We start from the raw sequence: 15,903 nt of genomic DNA, 5'->3' as shown, positions 1-15,903 counted from the left end.
GAGACGACCCGTTAACTATGTGTCGCACTTGCGGAATGCCTAAAATACACGGAACATCCCGCTGAAATTCGAGGAAGGTCACTCGGCGGCTGGATTGCCGGAGCTGAGTTGGGGTTTTGTGGGTAGGAATCAGAGGAATAGATGAATCGTTTTCTGATGTTGATGCTGTTCTTCGCCGCGGTCGCCCTCGGCGCGCTGCCGGCGAACGCCGTCACCATCACCTACAGCACCAGCGGCAGCAACGCGCAGGTCTTCCTCACCCCGACCAGCAGCGGCAACATCTCTGGCTTGAACAGCAGCTTCAGCCTGAGCGAAGTGCTGGATTTCGGCGACACCAGCAACGGCCACTACGGCCAAGCCTACACTTACATCCCGTTCACCGTGACCAACTCGATGACTCTGCATGCGACGGTGACCGATCTCGCGGTGTCGGATCCGGGCGCCAAGCCGCTCGACTGGCTGACGCTGAGCCTGTTCACCTATACCGGCAGCAAGTACACGAACTGCGGCGCCAGCGCGCTTTGCACCCTGGAGGCCTATGATTCCGATCCGCCGTCCGCTTCGATCTTCGCCGGAGTGGTCGCGGGTACCCAGTATCTTCTGAAGATCGGGTTCGGCCTCTGTGGCTGTGCGGCCGACTATGCCGGCATCAACCTTACGGTGACGACCACCCCGATCCCGCCGGCGCTGCTGTTGTTCATGAGCGCGCTGCTGGGTATGGGCGCTATGGTCTGGCGCCGCCAATGGGCCGCCGGAAAGGCGTTTATCACGGCGGCTTAGCCGCTAAGGCCTTGGGGTGATTGGAATCCCAAGGAAAGGGTCCGAATCCGAGTTTGGCGTCCGAATGCGGGAACTTTTTCTTGTTGCGGTGCGTTCGGGTCTGGTAAATTTTGAGTTAAAGGCGTCAGAAGGCGGCAGCGGCCGCTCGTCCTAATAGGAGGCTCTCGTGAAGCGCTTTATGCTGGCTTTGGTGTTTGCGGTGATGGCGATTGCCACCGCGCAGGTTTCGGCCAAGGCCGCAACGATCGATCTCGGCGACGTCACTGATTCATCGAACTCCTCGTTCGGTGGAGCGGTGGGCTTCTTCCAGCCGCCGACCGTGATCTCCGACGACATCAAGTTCACCGTGACGAACCCGTCCTTCGTCACGGGCACGATCAACAACATCGAGATCGCCTTCGGTCCCTTCACGCTGCTCGGCATCAGCGGCTTCACGGCGACCTTCCTCGGCAACCCGCTGACCTTGGCGCCCGACGGCAGCTTCTCGATCGCCGGCATTCTTGCCGCGGGCGACTATCTGATCCAAATCGCCGGAACCACCACGGGCTTCCTCGGCGGCGCGTACTACGTCGAGGTCGCGGCCGCGACGGCGCCGATCCCCGGCGCGCTGCTGCTCTTCGTCACCGCAATCGGCGGCATGGGTTTCTTCGGACTGCGCCGCCGCCGCAACACGGTCGCCTAAGCGGTCCTCATAGTCGGATATTCGAACCCCCGGTCGACAGACCGGGGGTTTTTGCATTTCAGGCGGACCTCAAAACTTCACCTTATTCGCGGCCTCTCACAACTTCGTGGAACTTCGACAAAGACGTGGTCCGCAGACGTAGCGCCTGCAGAAAAATCTCCGCTCCGTTGGTGCGGTCCATGCTAGGAACTCGGATCGAGGTTCGTACGGGCGAAATGGATGACAGAGTTGACGTGGCAGCCTCCCGTTCCGTCACCAGTCCAGGAGAATCCGGTCGGCGCTCCGGCCGCATCCGGTGAAAGCCAGGGTGACGATCCGAACAGCGGTCGGTTCCAGAAGGCCAGCGCCGAGCGTGTGTTGAACGAGCGGGGAAAGAAGAACCCGCATATCCAGGGCGCCCGCGGCCTGTTCTGCCTCTTCGTGTTCTTCTATCACGTCCATCATTCCGGGGCGGGGACGATCCCCGTGCTTGCTTCGGGCGTTCCGAACTTCCTGTTGAATACGCTTCAGCACGGCGTCGAGCTGTTCTTCGGCATCAGCGGCATCGTGATCCTCGGCAGCTTGCTGCGGACGCGCAATTCGGCCCTGTTCATGTGGGACAGGATCACGCGGCTGTTTCCGGTGCTGTGGGCAAGCACGATCGCGACGATCGTCGTTCAGCTGACGATGGGGTTTTCTTTCCCCGAGCCGACAAGGATCATCGGCTCGTTTCTGGCGGTACCGCCGTTCTTCGAGATCGACGCAATCAACCCGATTGCCTGGACCCTGGCATACGAAATGATGTTGTACTGGTTCTGTGCGATCGCGTGGCTGTTGCGCGGAAGCAGGCTGGGCATCGCGATGCTCGCGGTCGTTGCCTGCGGTTTGATGATCTACTACCCGAGGACATTGATGATGCTGTCGGGGGCGATCGTCTTCTATCGCTTCTTGAAGCCGTCCCGGGTCGATCTGATCGCCCGGTATCCGCTGCTGTTTCTCGTGGCCTTTCTGGTCGGGACGCGTCTGCTGGTCGATGCGGCCGGCGACCACGTGGAAGCGCTCGCGCCGCTCGAATTTCCACTGCTCAAGGGCCTCATGCTGCAGGGCGGCTTGATCCTGGTCGCTGTACTGGGCGGAATGGCGCTGATCGGGATCGCCAAGGGATATGGTCTGCTGGGCAAGCTGCTCGGCTCGGCGACCTTCGTCTGGCTGGGCGCGATCAGTTACAGTTTCTACCTCTGGCACATTCCGATCTTGGCCGGCGTGAAGCGCGTTCTCTACGCACTGGATCTCGGCCGCCAGGAATACAGCCAGGCTCTGCTCATGGTTATCTCATTGCCAATAGCCCTCGTGGTGGCGACGATCAGCTACAAGATCTTCGAGGTCCGCGTGACCGGCCTGCTGCGCGGGCTGTTCCCGAAACTGGGCCATCCAACCGTGCCCGCAACCCTGCCGACTTCAGCTAAACTCTGAACCTCGCGGCGCTAGGAGCGCCGCCAGTGGCTCAGGTCTTCATCCACCAGTCGGCCCAGCGTGGACATATCTCCGGCGAAGGCTTCAGTCCAGCGATCGAGGTCTTCCTGGCCGAGCTTGGGTGGAGCCGCATCGGAGTAGTAGAGCTTCTTGAAGCCGGCTTTAACCCCGGCCGGGAGCGACCGCGAGACCCAGCCCTTGATGCCGCTCTCGAACAGCAGGCGGTTGAGAGTGGGAAAGGCCGCTAAACCGGCTTCGTTGAGGCGCGGCACCTCGGCTTGCGCCTGTAGTCCCAGGAAGTCGCAGAGTTCCCGGGCCACGCCGTTGATATCCCGCCCCGGCCGGTCGATCGCGGCGATGAAGATGCGCTCGCGCGGGAACACCTCCAGGAACCGCTCGACTTGCGCGGCATACATTCCGGCATAGATGTAGCGCTCGAACAGCTTGAATTCGCCGCGCCGGTAGCGCTCGAGATCGGCGGCCATTTCCTCGTCGAAGGAGCCTTTCGCCAGACCGATCTTGCGGTTCATCTGATATTCGGAAAAGGCGCGGCGCACGGGGTGGCGCAGCAGTATGACGATCCGCGCACCGGGACTGAACGCGGCGATCTCCCGCGCGGCAGCCTCCGAATAGAGATAGGTCGTCGAGGCCTCCGCAACGTAGCGGCTGTTCGCATCGCCGGGGAACAGGGCGAGATAGTCGTCGCGATCGCGGATCCACTCCTGGCCCATGAAACCGCGGATTTGCGGCAGGCTCGAATACTCGGGATGCTGATAGAGGTCGGTGCAGAAGTGATGCGGCTCCTTCTGCCGGCACATTTGCACGCCATCGACCGAAGCCAGAAATTGCGCGATGGAGGTGGTCGCCGCCTTCATCGCACCGACAATAAACAGGTTTGGCCGCATCGAAGAACTGACAACCATCACGGAGGAAGATCGACGAATCGCAGAGCCTGCCGCGATTTGCAATGCTATTTAATGTGCGATCCAGGCGTTGTGTTCCGGCCTGCCGCGAAATTGCCGCAACTCATTTGTATTATGAAATATAGGTTCAACCGCAAGCCCCGCTCTAGGGTTTCGGTCCGGCCGGGGGCGATCCAACAGGGCGGCGGCCTTTCCAGGCCGAGATATGCCACGATAATGTAGGGGGCGGGGTGCGATTCCTACTGCGGTCCCCGGCGGGATCGGGCACGATAACTTCTTGATGTTACCTAAGAATCTCCTTTGGAACCAGCACCGTACCGATCCGGTTTCAGCCACCCGTTTCCCGCGCTATCCGGTAGCCCGCAAGATGCCCCAGACTGAGACGATGCCGAGCTCCTTCCACCCGCAGGGGTGCCCCATTGGCTGAGACCTTGCAGCACGCGGGCTTGCAATCTGCCGGGAGCGTGCCGCGCAGCCGGGCAGGCGCCCAGGACAGCGCGCGCGCGCTGCGGATCCCGTTCCTGTTGCGCTTTACCATCACCCTCGCCTTGGCGAGCACCTTGATGCTCAGTCGCTTCCAGTTGAATGTCGGCAGCTATTTCCTGAGCGTCGGCCTGATTGCCCAATACCTCCTCGTCCTGGTCTTGCTACTCCTCGGCCTCGCCCGGGTCGATCCGATGCGGATGTTCCTGTTCATCGGCTGCGCCGGCGTCGCACTGGTCAGCTGGGTCGTGAACTCCGAGATCGCGTCGAGCTCGTCGGTTCTCCTGATCGCTGCCGCCTACCTGGTCTTTGTCTTCGTGGCGCGAAGCACGGACCGGACGCAGTACATTGCAAGATGGACCCTCGGCGTCTTCCTCAATCTCATGCTGTTCTGTGCGATTGCCGGCATCGCGCAGTTCTTCCTTCAGTTCGTGGTCAAGTGGCCCTGGCTGTTCAACTTCACGGACTACATACCGGAAGCTTTCCGCGGCGGTGTCGGCTATAACACCGTCATTCGCGTCAGCGGCCATTTCTACAAGTCCAACGGCTTCTTCTTCGTTGAGCCGTCCCGGTTCTCCCAGGTCCTGGCGCTGGCGCTGCTCTGTGAGCTCGCCCTGCACCCGAAGTGGCGCTTGATCCGTCTGGCGACGCTGGGCCTCGCAATCCTCCTGTCCTATTCGGGAACCGGGTTGCTGACCTTGGCGGTCGGCTTGCTGTTTCCGCTCGGGCCGAGAACGGTGATGCGGCTAATCATCATGCTGCTCGGCGGCGCATTCGTCTTCTTCGTCCTCGGCGACGCCTTGAGCTTGTCTGTTACCGCCGGCCGGGCCGGCGAGTTCACGGCGGTCGGCTCGAGCGGCTTCGCCCGATTTGTGGCGCCGTTCCTGTTTGTGCGCGACTATATCGATTCGACGCCCTGGTCGTTGCTGATCGGCCACGGGCCCGGATCGATCTTCAAGGTCATCGCCGCCAGCAACGTCGGCTATGAGGTCGCGGGTCCAACCTGGGCCAAGCTCGCCACGGAATACGGCGTTCTCGGGTTCGCCGCGTTCACCGCCCTGATCCTCTATACGATGCTCGGGTCGCGGGTTCCGCTGGAATTGCGTGTCGGGATCATATTCGGCTGGTTCATCCTGTGGGGCGGCGTGCTGCTCGCCCCCGACGTCACCGCGCTGTTCTACATCCTGGTTGCCCTTTGGCCGCGAAAGCAGGCGACGGCCCGGGGGCGGCTAACGCCACCCGTCCCGCGAGATGGGAGCGCAACGACCGGGCGCAACATGACGTCGCCGGAGCGATCTCGATGAACGAGAAGCCGGTCTCGCTCTCGGTCATCATCGCCAACTACAACTACGCGGAGTTCGTCGGACAGGCGATCGAAAGCGCGCTGGCGATAGACTGGCCCGACGTGGAGGTCATCGTCGTCGATGACGGCTCCACCGACAATTCCAGATCGGTCATCGAGCGGTTCGGTGACCGGATCGTCGCGATCTTCCAGCCCAACGCCGGCCAGGTCGCCGCGCGCAACGTGGGCTTTGCGCGCTCGCGCGGAGATGCCGTCATTCTGCTCGATTCCGACGACGTGCTTCATCCTTCCATCATGCGGGCGGCCGCCCGGGTTTGGCACCGCGGCGTCAGCAAGGTCCAGTTCCGCATGCGGATCATCGATGCCGGAGGCAGGCCCAACGGCTCGCTGTTCCCCCAGTACACGGCCGAGGCAACCGTTCCGGCCAATGTCCGGCGCTGGGCGCTGGCTACCGGCTCCTATCCGACGCCGCCCTGCTCGGGAAACCTGTTCTCGCGCGCCTGCCTCGCGGCGATCTTTCCATTGGATGAATCCTGCGGCAAGGCGCCGGATACCTGCTGCATCGCCGCCGCCCCGTTCCTCGGCGACGTCGTCACGGTCGACCAGCCCTTGGTCGACTACCGGGTTCATGGGCGTAATGACGGGGCGGTGACTGAACTCGACGAAACCCGCTTCGGCTGGCAAACGGCCAATGCAATCCAGCGGTTCGAATACGCGCAACGCATCGCCGCCAGGGCGGGCTTTGCGATTCCCGACAGCGCGAGGCACCTGGCATTCCCGCAATTGCGGTTCCGGATCGCGTCTTATCGGCTGGCGCCGGAGCGCCATCCGATCCGGGGTGACAGCACCCTGCGCGCGCTTCGCGACATCATTCGGGCCGCGACGACGCCGCAGGGAGCCCGGCTGCAGGCCGTGCTTGCAACCGCCGCCTGGGGCGTGCTGGTGCTGCTCTCGCCACGCGGGATCGCCAAGGGCCTGATCCACTGGCGGCTCAGCCCGGGCGCTCGGCCGCCCGCGCTCCGCAGCGCGCTCTCCGCCATCGGTATCGTGAGATAGGCCGGCCGGGTCTCCCTCGCCCGCCTTGGCAATGGCGGTCGAGACGACGTCTATTGGGCACCGAGCCGGTTCTTCAGCCAGCGCCCGACCTTGTGATAGTGTCGCTCGAAGAGAAGATAGAAGACGAAGGCGACGAAATGCGCGGCGACCATGGCTGCCAATGCCGAGCCGAGCGAGGCCGGTATGCTATCCCGAAGGAGAATGAGGACGGTGTTGTGCACCAAGTATAGCGAATAGCTGTAGCTGGCGAGAAACCCGAACCCCTTCTCGAAGAGCCGGGCGCGTCTGCCCACTGCATTGAAGATCAGGAAACCGCCGAACAGCACCAGGGCGATCAGAAAGCCCTGCTGAAACTCGTATATCCCAAACCCGGCCTTCAATATTCGTCCCGCCAGGCAGATTCCGCCGAAGGCGACCAAGATCAACCCGGTTGTCATGGATCTCGATCGGACGGTGGTCGCGCCGAGCCAGAGCCACGCTGCCAGCGAGCCGAGTATCCAGATGAGGCTGAGATCTCCGGCACCTCCGGCAAAGGTGTTCCAGAGGAAGATCGGCAGTGCTACCGCCAAGAGTGCGAGCTTCCCCACGCCAAAACGCTCTTTCCGGAGAAACGTAAAGAAGAACACCGCGAAGACCACATACGTCCAGAACTCGATCGGGATCGTCCAGAACGGTTCCGCTGTGTTGTAGGCGCGCGGATAGAAGTCGGCGATGTTGGCGACGTGACTGGCAGCCTGGAGCACCGGATAGTCGTTGAGAAGGAACAGATTGGCGATGAACGCGATCGGACCGGTGTTCACCCCGAGCGGATCGGCGCTTCGGAGATCGAACATCGCGTTGAGGACCGCCACGCAGATCAAGATCGGCACGAACGGAACGAAGATGCGCGCGCAACGGTCGATCATGAAGGGAAGAAACTGCGGTTCCGCGCGCCGCCATCTTCTGTAACCGGCCATCGTGATGAGGAAGCCGGACAGCAGGAAGAAGAGTGTAACGCCGATGCCCCCGAGCGGCGTCGGCGGCGTGAGTTCGAAGAGAACCAGGGAATGGCCCAACAAGACCAGATTCGTCGCGACCACGCGGACGAAATCGAGATAGGAGGCCCCATTCGGGGTGATCAGATCCGTGCTCTTCAGCGCGTCCTTGAGCGATTCGCCTCTTGCTGTTTCAGAGTTGTCGCCTCGGCTGACAAAAGGCTTATCCTGGATCTGGTCCACGCTGCTCATCTTCTTCTGCTCTGCCGGCCGAGAGCGGGCCTGCCAAAGGAATCACTTGGCCCGGCGGACGGGCATGGCTGCAGGGGCCGGCTTAGCATCGGCTCGGTCACTTCGGTGCGTACTCGCTTCTGCCGCAGGTTTCCTGGCCGGGAGTGTCCCCCGCCCGCTTGCAGACCCGGACGTAATCCACCTGAAGCGACGCCGGAAACACGGCATTGTCGATCCCGCCGGCGCCGGCCCATTGCCCGCCGACGGCAAGGTTGATCAGGATATGCGCCGGGCCCGCCTTGCGCCCGTCGTTGTAGATCCATTTGTATTTCCGCTGCCAGAGCTTCTTCCCGTCGAGGTAGGCGGTAACGGTGTCATCCTCATCCCAAAGCAGGCCGAATACGTGCCAGTCCTGGGTCAGGTCTTCCTTGGCGTTGTAGAAGGTCCAGCGCTGGTCGAAGTTCGGGTCGCGATAGATCCACTCGCCGCCCTGGGCGCCCTTCTTGTTCATGGCGACGTTGGAATGCACCATGTTGGGATGCTCGTTGGTGCCATTCTGCACGAACTCCATGATGTCGATTTCCGGCGGCCAGTTCAGCTTGCCGTTCTCGTCATAGTCGGAGTTGAGCCAGAAGGCAGGCCACAGACCGCGGCCCTTCGGCATCTTGATCCGGGCTTCGAAGTAGCCGTAGCGGAAAGTCTGCCGCGAGCGGATCATCCCGGACGGATAGAGACCCTTCGAGTTCGGCTGCTTGGCCACCAGGTTCAAGACGCCGTCCGCCAGCACGTGATTGCCGTCATCTCCGTAGCGTTGCTTCTCCTGCTTCAGGTGGTCCAGCTTGCCGTCCTTGTAGATGTAACGTGTGTACCATTTGGAGCGATCAAGGCTGGAACCGCTGAAGTCGTCCTCGAAAGTGATCACCCATCCCGAGGCACGCGCGGGCTGCATGGGAATGGTCGCGGCGAGCGCCAGCGTGGTTGCGACCGCTAGAAAGGCGAATCCAAGTCGGCAATAGCGATGCAAAGCGTCAGGCATTTCCACTCCTCGGCTCAGGGACGTGCGGCCATCCGATTCAACATCGCAACGGTCCGCTGGGCTGTCAACGCGGGCAGCATGGTTAAGAAGAAGCCGGCGCCAGCACCCCATCGAAGTGAAGCCGCCGAGACTTGGTTCCATCAATCGAAGTCCGTCGCGCTCGATTTCCCGCGCCAGTCCTCGAGCGAGGACCCGATATCGAAGCCATAGGGGAAGCCCGCTTCGACCAGGCGCCGCGGCACGATGTTGGTCGAGTTCATCAGCTTGGCGATGCGCGGCCGGTTGACCGTGTTGCGGTAGCCGAGCGCATTCAGGATCTCGAAGCCGAAGGCGCCCAGCATCATGAACCAGGACGGCGCCAGCAGCCGCGGCATCCTGTAGCCGGCGACCGCGCAGAAGGCGGCGCAGATCTGCTCGGTGGTGTAGCGGTCGGGATAGGCGAAATTGTAGGTCACCACCGCGCTGTTCCGCTGCCGCATGAACAGCATGGAGGAGATCAGGTCCTCGACATAGCCGCAGGCCTTGATGGTGTCGCGCCGGCCCGGATAGATGAACCGGCCCTTGGCCAGCAGGCGCGCGAGACGGGTGAAGTTGCCGCGCTCGTATTGTCCGTAGATCACCGCCGGGCGGACGATCGTGATCCGCCGCCGCTCGCCGGATTCCGCCTGCCATAGGCGATGGACATTCTCGGAAAGCAGCTTCGAGCGGCCGTAGGCGCTGTTGGGTTCGAGCTGTGAATCTTCATCCTTCTGCTGTTCGCAGGGGCCGTAGACCGAGATCGAGCTGGTGAAGACGATGTTCTCGGCGCCGGTCTCGGTCGCGAAACGGCAGACATGCGTAGCGCCATGAAGATTGGTCCAGTAATACTCCCAATCCTCATGCCCCGGCGTGGTGTGAACGGCGGCGAGGTTGAAGATATCCGCCGGACCCGCGCCGCAGAGTTCCGCGGGGATCGGCTCCCTGACGTCGTGCGTCAGGTAATGGACGCCGGCAACCTCGAAGCGCGGCTTCGCGATGTCAACGCTGTAGAACTGGTCATAACGGGACTCCTGCACAAGTCGCGCGAGGAGATGCGAACCGATGAAGCCGGCGCCGCCGAATACGACCGCCTTCGAAATGCCTGCCATTGCCTGCCGTCGACCTCTTGTTGCGCGGGAAACCGCCCCGACCCTGGATCATCTGCGCCTCCCGGAAATTTCTGCGGCGACCGCCGCCATTGGCCGATGGGTGGTTAACCGCCCCCGGCGGGCCGGCCGAAACTCAACGGACCGGGGAATCCGAAAATAGAGGAAAGCCGTGACAATTGGAATGAGTCCGCGGGCCCTCCGGCGCAGATCACCACCGGAACCATCACAAATGGGTGCGCCTGCACAAATGGGCGCGCCTGCGCGGATGAAACGGCTGAAAACCATGGTTGTTCCCGACCCCATCCGCTAATATGCGGCGCAGTTCGCCCCAGAGGTCGATTGCCGGGAGAGACGGTCATTTTCGACACCCAAAGAATGCCTCGGCAGATGCCGGGAATCGACCCCGGGCTGCAGCTGGCGCCCGCAATCCGCTATGGGCTGGTTCCGGCGGTCATCCTGCTGCTGGGCGGCTATATCTTCTGGAGCCCGCTCTCGACCATCGTCCGGATCTGGATGACGTCGGAGGAATACAACTACGGTCCGCTCATTCCGGTGCTGGCGGCGGTGATGCTGGCGCGCGACCTCCGGCGCTCGACCGCCGGCGAGGGGCCGGGCTGGACCGGACTCGGCCTGCTGGTGATCGGCCTCATCTTCGGCATGTTCGGCAAGGTCGCCGCCTTCGTCTATTTGGCCGAGATCGGCATCTTCTTCTTCCTGGTCGGGCTGTTCGCCGCGGTGGCCGGCGATGCACGCGCCCGCTCGGTCTGGCCGGGGCTGCTCTACCTTGGCTTCGGCATCCCGCTGGCGCGGCTGCTCCAGGCCAATCTCTCGGCGCAGCTGCAGCTCATCTCCTCGCAGATCGGCGCCGGCACGATCCGGATGTTCAACATCCCGGTATTCCTCGACGGCAACGTCATCGATCTCGGCGCGATCCAGCTCGAAGTCGCCGAAGCCTGCAGCGGCCTCCGCTATCTCTTCCCGCTGGCGAGCTTCGGTTTCCTCTGCGCCTATATCTACAAGGGGCCGTTCTGGCAGCGGCTGCTGATCCTCTTCAGCACCGCGCCGATCACGATCCTGCTGAACTCCCTGCGGATCGGCGTCACCGGCATCCTGGTCGACCGCTTCGGCATCGAGGCCGCCCAGGGATTTTTCCACGATTTCGAGGGCTGGCTGATCTTCTGCGGCTGCGTCGCCATCCTGTTCCTGGAGATCAAGCTGCTCTGCATGCTCGGCGGCGGCGACCGGTCACTGCTGCAACGGCTCGACTTCTCCTGGCCGCCGGCGGCGCCGAAGGCCGCGCCGCGCGGGGGCGCCTCCAAGACCGCGGTCGCCGCCCTGGTCGCGACGATCGCCACGGCGGCGGTGTTCCCGGTCCTGAAGCTGCCCGATGCGAGCGCGCCGGGCCGCGTCGAGTTCAGCCATTTCCCGCGCAACATCGACCGGTGGTCTGGCAGCGACCTGGCGGTCGACCAGGTGGCGCTCGACTCGCTGAAGCCGACGGATTATCTCAGCGTCAATTACGTCAATCTCGCCCAGCAGAGCGCGGTCGCGCTCTGGGTGGCGTATTACTCGACCCAGGAGATCGGCGAGGCGATCCACTCGCCGCGCATCTGCATCCCGGCCGGCGGGTGGCAGATCAGCGAAATCCGTCCCATCACTGTCGACTTCAAGGACGGGGCCGCGCCGCTCACGACCAACCGCGCGATCATCAAGAAGGGCAACGAGAAGGCCCTGGTCTATTACTGGTTCCAGGGCCGCGGCCGCACCGAAGCCAGCGAGTTCGCAGTGAAGCTGCATCTGATGGGTGACGCGGTAATGCGGCAGCGGACCGACGGCGCCTTGGTGCGGCTGGTGACCCCGATCCTCGCCACCGAGCCGGTCGAGGCGAGCGAGGAGCGGCTGCGTGCCTTCCTGACCGAATTGCGCCCCCAGCTCACGCCCTATCTGCCCGACTGAAGGCGCTGGTCATTTGGGCGTGTAGGGGCTGCCGGCACAGCGCTTCGCGCTCACCGCCGCCGACCTCTGGCACACGATGACATAGTCGATCTGCAACCCCGCGGGCAGGGCGGTGTCATCGACGCCGTTCAGCCCGGCCCAGGGGCCGCCGACAGCGAGGTTCAGCAGGATATGGGCCGGGCCGGCGGCGACGGCGTCGCTGTAGACCCAGCGATAGGTCCGGACCCAGAGCTTCCGGCCGTCGAGGAAGACCGTGACGCTGTCCGGCTCCCAGAGCAGGCCGTAGGTGTGCCAGTCCTTCGACATGTCCACCGGGGCGTTGAAGAAACCCCAGCGCGGTTCGTAGTTCGTGTCGTTGTAGACGAGCGTGCCGCCCTGGGCGGTCGGGTTGTCGACCCTGAGGCCGGAATGCACCATGTTCGGGCGCTCGGTCGTCCCGTTGACGGCATATTCCATGATGTCGATCTCCGGCGGCCAGTCCAGCCGTCCGTTCGCGCCGTAGTCGGAGTTCAGCCAGAAGGCGGGGAAGAGTCCGCGGCCGCTGGGCAGCTTGATCCGGGCCTCGAAGTAGCCGTAGCGGAAGGTCTGGCGCGAGCGGATCATCCCGGACTCATAGGCGATCGCGCGGCCGTCGTCGTAGGCCTTGGTCGCCACCAGATGCAGGATCCCGTTGGCGACGATGTGATGGTCGCCGTCGCGATAGACCTGCTGGTCCTGGTTCAGGCGGTCCTGCGTGCCGTCCTTGTAGATGAAGCGCGTATACCAGGTGTTGCGGTTGAGCGCGGTGCCGTCGAAATATTCGCGGAACACCGGTTTCCAGCCCGCCTGCGCCGGCGGGCCGGCGGCAAGGCCGCAGGCCAGCAGCAGTCCCAGCACCCGGCCGCTTCGCAAGATCGACTGTCTCGACATGTCGCCCACCCCGAAATTTGCTATGCATCCCCGACAGCGGAACGGCGGAAGCCGCCGGTGGTTCCGATGCGGGGCCGAAGGACTGGACCCGCCGCAGCCGCTGTGGCCTGATCCGCGCCGGACACGACACTCCAGGATGACGATCGCGTGACGATGGAAGAGCAATGCCCGTGAACATACCGAGCCGAGGCCTGCGCCCCGAGGGGGAAGAAGATGCGGCGCCCAGCGCCCAGCCGCGGGTGATCGTGGTGATCCCGACGCTGAACGAGGCGCGGACCATCCGCGGGCTGATCGGGACCCTGCGCTCCGACCGCCTCGATCCCGGGCGCACCCGCTTCGTGGTGGCGGACGGCGGCAGCACCGACGGCACCCGCGCGATCGTCGCCGAGCTGATGGCGGAGGCGACCGACCTCCATCTCATCGAGAACCCGCAGCGGATCCAGTCGGCCGGCATCAACCGTGTGGCGCGCGAGCTGGCGGAAGAATGGGACGTGCTGGTCCGCTGCGACGCCCATGCCGGCTACCCGGCGCATTTCGTGCCGATGCTGCTCGAGAGTCTGGCCCGCAGCGGCGCGGATTCGGTGGTGGTGCCGATGGATTCGATCGGCGACACCTGCCTGCAGCGGGCGGTGGCCTGGGTCTCCAACACCCCGGTCGGCACCGGCGGCTCGCGGCACCGCGCCGGCACCAAAAGCGGCTTCGTCGATCACGGCCATCACGCGGCCTTCGCCGCAGAGATGTATCGCCGGCTCGGCGGCTATGACGAGACCTTCAGCCACAACGAGGACGCGGAATACGACTGCCGCCTGCGCAAGGCGGGCGGGCGGATCTATCTCGACGCCGAGATCCGCATCGACTACCACCCGCGCGGCAGCTTCGGCCGGCTGTGGCGGCAATACCTCAACTACGGCGGCGGCCGGGCCCGGACGGTGCTGCGGCACCCGGATTCGCTGCGGCTGCGCCAGGCCGCGGTGCCCGGCCATGTCCTGCTGTTCCTGGCGAGCCTGGTGGCGATCCCGTTCACCCCGCTCGGCTGGGCCTGGCCCGCGCTCTATGCCGCGATCCTCGCCGCGACCTCGCTGGCACTGGCGGCCAAGCACCGCTCGGCCTGCGGCCTGCTGGCGGGGCCGGCCGCCGCGATCATGCATTTCGCCTGGGCGTTCGGCTTCCTCGGCACCTTCCTGCGCGCGGCGGCGGGACGGTAACAATCTTGCGTCTTCGGGTCGGCGATCCGCGAGGCCGATCAAGGGCTTGGCGGCCGCTTGACAATGCTCACACTGGGGTGTACGGTCTTGACGACCTCAGGAGCAGCGAGAGGAAATCCGTCTGCGCGCGCACCTGCGGTGGGCCCCCCTCATCCAACTTCGGCTAGTCTCGGCTGCGCCTCGCCAAGCCTGCGTATCCTTCTCACGAGGGGAGAAGGGCACAGGCAATACCCCCGATCAGTTCAGCGGCTGTTTCAGGATCTCCTGGTAGTAGGCGCGATACTGCCGGGCGACCTCGGTATCGGCGAAGCGGGCCTCGGCGCTCTGCCGGCAGGCGGCCCGCGCCCGGTCGCCGGTCCGCGCCAGCACCGCGGCGATGGCGCGCGCCAGCGCGTCCACGTCGCCGGCCGGGGCGAGCGCGCCGCAGCTTTCGTCGCGCACCAGGTCCGGCATGCCGCCGATCTCGAAGGCGACGCAGGGGGTGCCGCAGGCCAGCGCCTCGACCAGCGTGTTCGGCAGGTTGTCCTGCAGCGAGGGCGCCACGAAGACGTCGGCCGCGGAATAGATCAGGGCCATGGCGAGATCGTCGCCGAACTGCCCGAGGTAATGCACCGGCAGGCCGAGATCGATCGGCTCTTTGGGTGCCCGGGCGCCGAACACCAGGAGCTCGGTGCGCGGGCCGCAATCGGGATCGCGGGCCAGCGCCTGGAGCGCCGGCACCAGCAGATGGAAGCCCTTGCGGCGGTCGGTGGTGCTGGCCATCGCGCCGAACAGGACCAGCCGCTTGTCCTGCGGCAGGTTGAGCGCGCGCCGCGCCTCGCGGCGGTCGAGCGGCTTGTAGAGGTCGAGGTCGATGCCGTTCGAGATCACGCGGCAGGGCATCCGGGAGAACAGCAAACTCGCCTTGGCACGCTCGGCCAGCCAGCGGCTCGGGCTCGCCAGGTGGAAGGTCTTGCCGCCCCAGGCGCGGCGCTTGCGCCGGAACACCCAGGCGTCGAGATCGGGGCCGCTGTCGGTCGCGGCGCGCGAGGCCGGCGTGTAGCCGTCGTTGGCGCGCGGCCGGCCGGCGATGTCCTCGTAATGCTCGGCGCCGGAGAACGGCCACATGTCGTGCATGGTCCAGACGATCGGCTTCCGGATCGCCGCGATCTCGCCGATGCTGAGCGTCGCGGCGGCGACCCAATGCAGGTTGACGAGATCGGCGTCGCTGGCGTTGAGCCAGCGCGCCAGGCCGGCGCCGAACAGGCCCAGCGAATGGAACACGGTGTTGGCGCTGCGCTGGCGGGAAAGGATCTTCGCCTCCGCCCGGCCGCCCAGCACCGCGCGAACCCGGCCGGTCATGCCGAGCGGCGCGATCACCGAGGGATCGTCGAGCTTCTTGTGGATCACCGCCATGCGGCTGTCGATGCCGATCTTGCGCTGGCCGAGATGAATCCGGTGGGCCGCGCGCGCCGCGCCGCCGTCATGGGCGGTGGAGTTGACGTGGATGACCTTCACGCGGTCCTGCCGAGGCTGGAATAGCGGAAGCCGGCGGCCTGCATCTCGGCCGGGCGGTAGATGTTGCGGAGATCGACGAAGACCGGCGCCTTCAGCAGCGCCTTCACCCGGTCGAGGTCGAGGCTGCGATAGCTGTTCCACTCGGTCAGGATCACCAGCGCATCGGCGCCGTCGATCGCCGCGTAGGGATCGTCGCGATAGTCGAGGTCCGGCAGCTGCTTCTTCGCTTCCGCCATGCCCTCGGGATCATGGGCGCGGATCTTGATGCCCTGCTGCTGCAGCAAGGGCA

14 protein-coding genes are annotated in these 15,903 nt (G+C 64.5%); 7 read left to right on the top strand and 7 right to left on the bottom strand.

Annotated elements, in window-relative coordinates; translation table 11 throughout:
- Positions 1–141: 141 nt before the first annotated feature.
- The 3 genes from ACH2CY_RS16515 to ACH2CY_RS16505 all read left to right on the top strand — a co-directional run bounded on the left by ACH2CY_RS16515 (position 142) and on the right by ACH2CY_RS16505 (position 2,914).
- The gene (locus tag ACH2CY_RS16515) at positions 142–780 is read left to right on the top strand and encodes a hypothetical protein (RefSeq protein WP_395020408.1); all 639 of its coding nucleotides are present in this window, start codon (positions 142–144) and stop codon (positions 778–780) included.
- A gap of 166 nt (positions 781–946) precedes the next feature.
- Positions 947–1,462: a hypothetical protein gene (locus ACH2CY_RS16510; RefSeq protein WP_395020407.1), complete on the top strand. Its 516-nt coding sequence runs from the start codon at positions 947–949 to the stop codon at positions 1,460–1,462.
- A gap of 219 nt (positions 1,463–1,681) precedes the next feature.
- Positions 1,682–2,914: an acyltransferase family protein gene (locus tag ACH2CY_RS16505; protein WP_395020406.1), complete on the top strand. Its 1,233-nt coding sequence runs from the start codon at positions 1,682–1,684 to the stop codon at positions 2,912–2,914.
- An 11-nt stretch (positions 2,915–2,925) separates the two neighbouring features.
- Here the strand turns inward: ACH2CY_RS16505 and ACH2CY_RS16500 are convergent, their stop codons facing one another.
- Complete coding sequence (locus tag ACH2CY_RS16500; protein ID WP_395020405.1) at positions 2,926–3,882, bottom strand: sulfotransferase family protein; 957 nt, start codon at positions 3,880–3,882, stop codon at positions 2,926–2,928.
- Between the two features lie 386 nt (positions 3,883–4,268).
- Here ACH2CY_RS16500 and ACH2CY_RS16495 point away from each other — a divergent pair, with 386 nt between their 5' ends.
- Together ACH2CY_RS16495 and ACH2CY_RS16490 are read left to right on the top strand one after the other, a co-directional pair.
- On the top strand, positions 4,269–5,624 hold the full coding sequence (locus ACH2CY_RS16495) for a hypothetical protein (protein WP_395020404.1): 1,356 nt from the start codon (positions 4,269–4,271) through the stop codon (positions 5,622–5,624).
- Positions 5,621–6,679, top strand: coding sequence for a glycosyltransferase family 2 protein (locus tag ACH2CY_RS16490; RefSeq protein ID WP_395020403.1), 1,059 nt, complete (start codon positions 5,621–5,623; stop codon positions 6,677–6,679). Before ACH2CY_RS16495 ends, ACH2CY_RS16490 begins: the two co-directional genes overlap by 4 nt.
- Before the next feature lie 50 nt (positions 6,680–6,729).
- Here the strand turns inward: ACH2CY_RS16490 and ACH2CY_RS16485 are convergent, their stop codons facing one another.
- From ACH2CY_RS16485 to ACH2CY_RS16475, 3 genes are all read right to left on the bottom strand, one after another.
- A complete protein-coding gene (locus ACH2CY_RS16485; RefSeq protein WP_395020402.1) occupies positions 6,730–7,905 on the bottom strand; it encodes an acyltransferase family protein in 1,176 nt (391 codons plus the stop codon).
- A 97-nt stretch (positions 7,906–8,002) separates the two neighbouring features.
- Positions 8,003–8,920 (bottom strand): family 16 glycosylhydrolase, encoded by a 918-nt coding sequence (locus tag ACH2CY_RS16480; protein ID WP_395020401.1) that lies wholly within the window; start codon positions 8,918–8,920, stop codon positions 8,003–8,005.
- 140 nt (positions 8,921–9,060) lie between these two features.
- The gene (locus ACH2CY_RS16475; protein ID WP_395020400.1) at positions 9,061–10,047 is read right to left on the bottom strand and encodes an NAD-dependent epimerase/dehydratase family protein; all 987 of its coding nucleotides are present in this window, start codon (positions 10,045–10,047) and stop codon (positions 9,061–9,063) included.
- Between the two features lie 387 nt (positions 10,048–10,434).
- On the opposite strand from ACH2CY_RS16475, the gene xrtD reads away from it, so the two are divergent.
- On the top strand, positions 10,435–12,003 hold the full coding sequence (xrtD, locus tag ACH2CY_RS16470) for a VPLPA-CTERM-specific exosortase XrtD (protein ID WP_395020399.1): 1,569 nt from the start codon (positions 10,435–10,437) through the stop codon (positions 12,001–12,003).
- Between the two features lie 9 nt (positions 12,004–12,012).
- On the opposite strand, the gene ACH2CY_RS16465 is transcribed toward xrtD, so the two are convergent.
- Positions 12,013–12,912: a family 16 glycosylhydrolase gene (locus tag ACH2CY_RS16465; RefSeq protein ID WP_395020398.1), complete on the bottom strand. Its 900-nt coding sequence runs from the start codon at positions 12,910–12,912 to the stop codon at positions 12,013–12,015.
- Between the two features lie 170 nt (positions 12,913–13,082).
- Between ACH2CY_RS16465 and ACH2CY_RS16460 the strand changes: the two genes are divergently transcribed.
- A complete protein-coding gene (locus ACH2CY_RS16460) occupies positions 13,083–14,117 on the top strand; it encodes a glycosyltransferase family 2 protein (protein ID WP_395020397.1) in 1,035 nt (344 codons plus the stop codon).
- Positions 14,118–14,354: 237 nt separating this feature from the next.
- Here ACH2CY_RS16460 and ACH2CY_RS16455 read toward each other — a convergent pair whose 3' ends face one another.
- Together ACH2CY_RS16455 and ACH2CY_RS16450 are read right to left on the bottom strand one after the other, a co-directional pair.
- Entirely contained in the window at positions 14,355–15,614 is a 1,260-nt protein-coding gene (locus tag ACH2CY_RS16455) for a glycosyltransferase family 4 protein (protein WP_395020396.1), read from the bottom strand.
- A partial coding sequence (locus ACH2CY_RS16450) for a UDP binding domain-containing protein (RefSeq protein WP_395020395.1) occupies positions 15,611–15,903 on the bottom strand: 293 nt, incomplete at its 5' end. The genes ACH2CY_RS16455 and ACH2CY_RS16450, both read right to left, overlap by 4 nt.

This window comes from Dongia sp. (assembly GCF_041905885.1).
Lineage (GTDB): Bacteria > Pseudomonadota > Alphaproteobacteria > Dongiales > Dongiaceae > Dongia.
This window is presented reverse-complemented; position numbering and strand designations above follow the sequence as displayed.

Coding starts and splice junctions, on each gene's coding strand:
- ACH2CY_RS16475 (WP_395020400.1), bottom strand. CDS start 10,047: ATGGCAGGCATTTCGAAGGCGGTCGTATTCGGCGGCGCCGGCTTCATC.
- xrtD (WP_395020399.1), top strand. CDS start 10,435: ATGCCGGGAATCGACCCCGGGCTGCAGCTGGCGCCCGCAATCCGCTAT.
- ACH2CY_RS16480 (WP_395020401.1), bottom strand. CDS start 8,920: ATGCCTGACGCTTTGCATCGCTATTGCCGACTTGGATTCGCCTTTCTA.
- ACH2CY_RS16515 (WP_395020408.1), top strand. CDS start 142: ATGAATCGTTTTCTGATGTTGATGCTGTTCTTCGCCGCGGTCGCCCTC.
- ACH2CY_RS16485 (WP_395020402.1), bottom strand. CDS start 7,905: ATGAGCAGCGTGGACCAGATCCAGGATAAGCCTTTTGTCAGCCGAGGC.
- ACH2CY_RS16465 (WP_395020398.1), bottom strand. CDS start 12,912: ATGTCGAGACAGTCGATCTTGCGAAGCGGCCGGGTGCTGGGACTGCTG.
- ACH2CY_RS16505 (WP_395020406.1), top strand. CDS start 1,682: ATGACAGAGTTGACGTGGCAGCCTCCCGTTCCGTCACCAGTCCAGGAG.
- ACH2CY_RS16490 (WP_395020403.1), top strand. CDS start 5,621: ATGAACGAGAAGCCGGTCTCGCTCTCGGTCATCATCGCCAACTACAAC.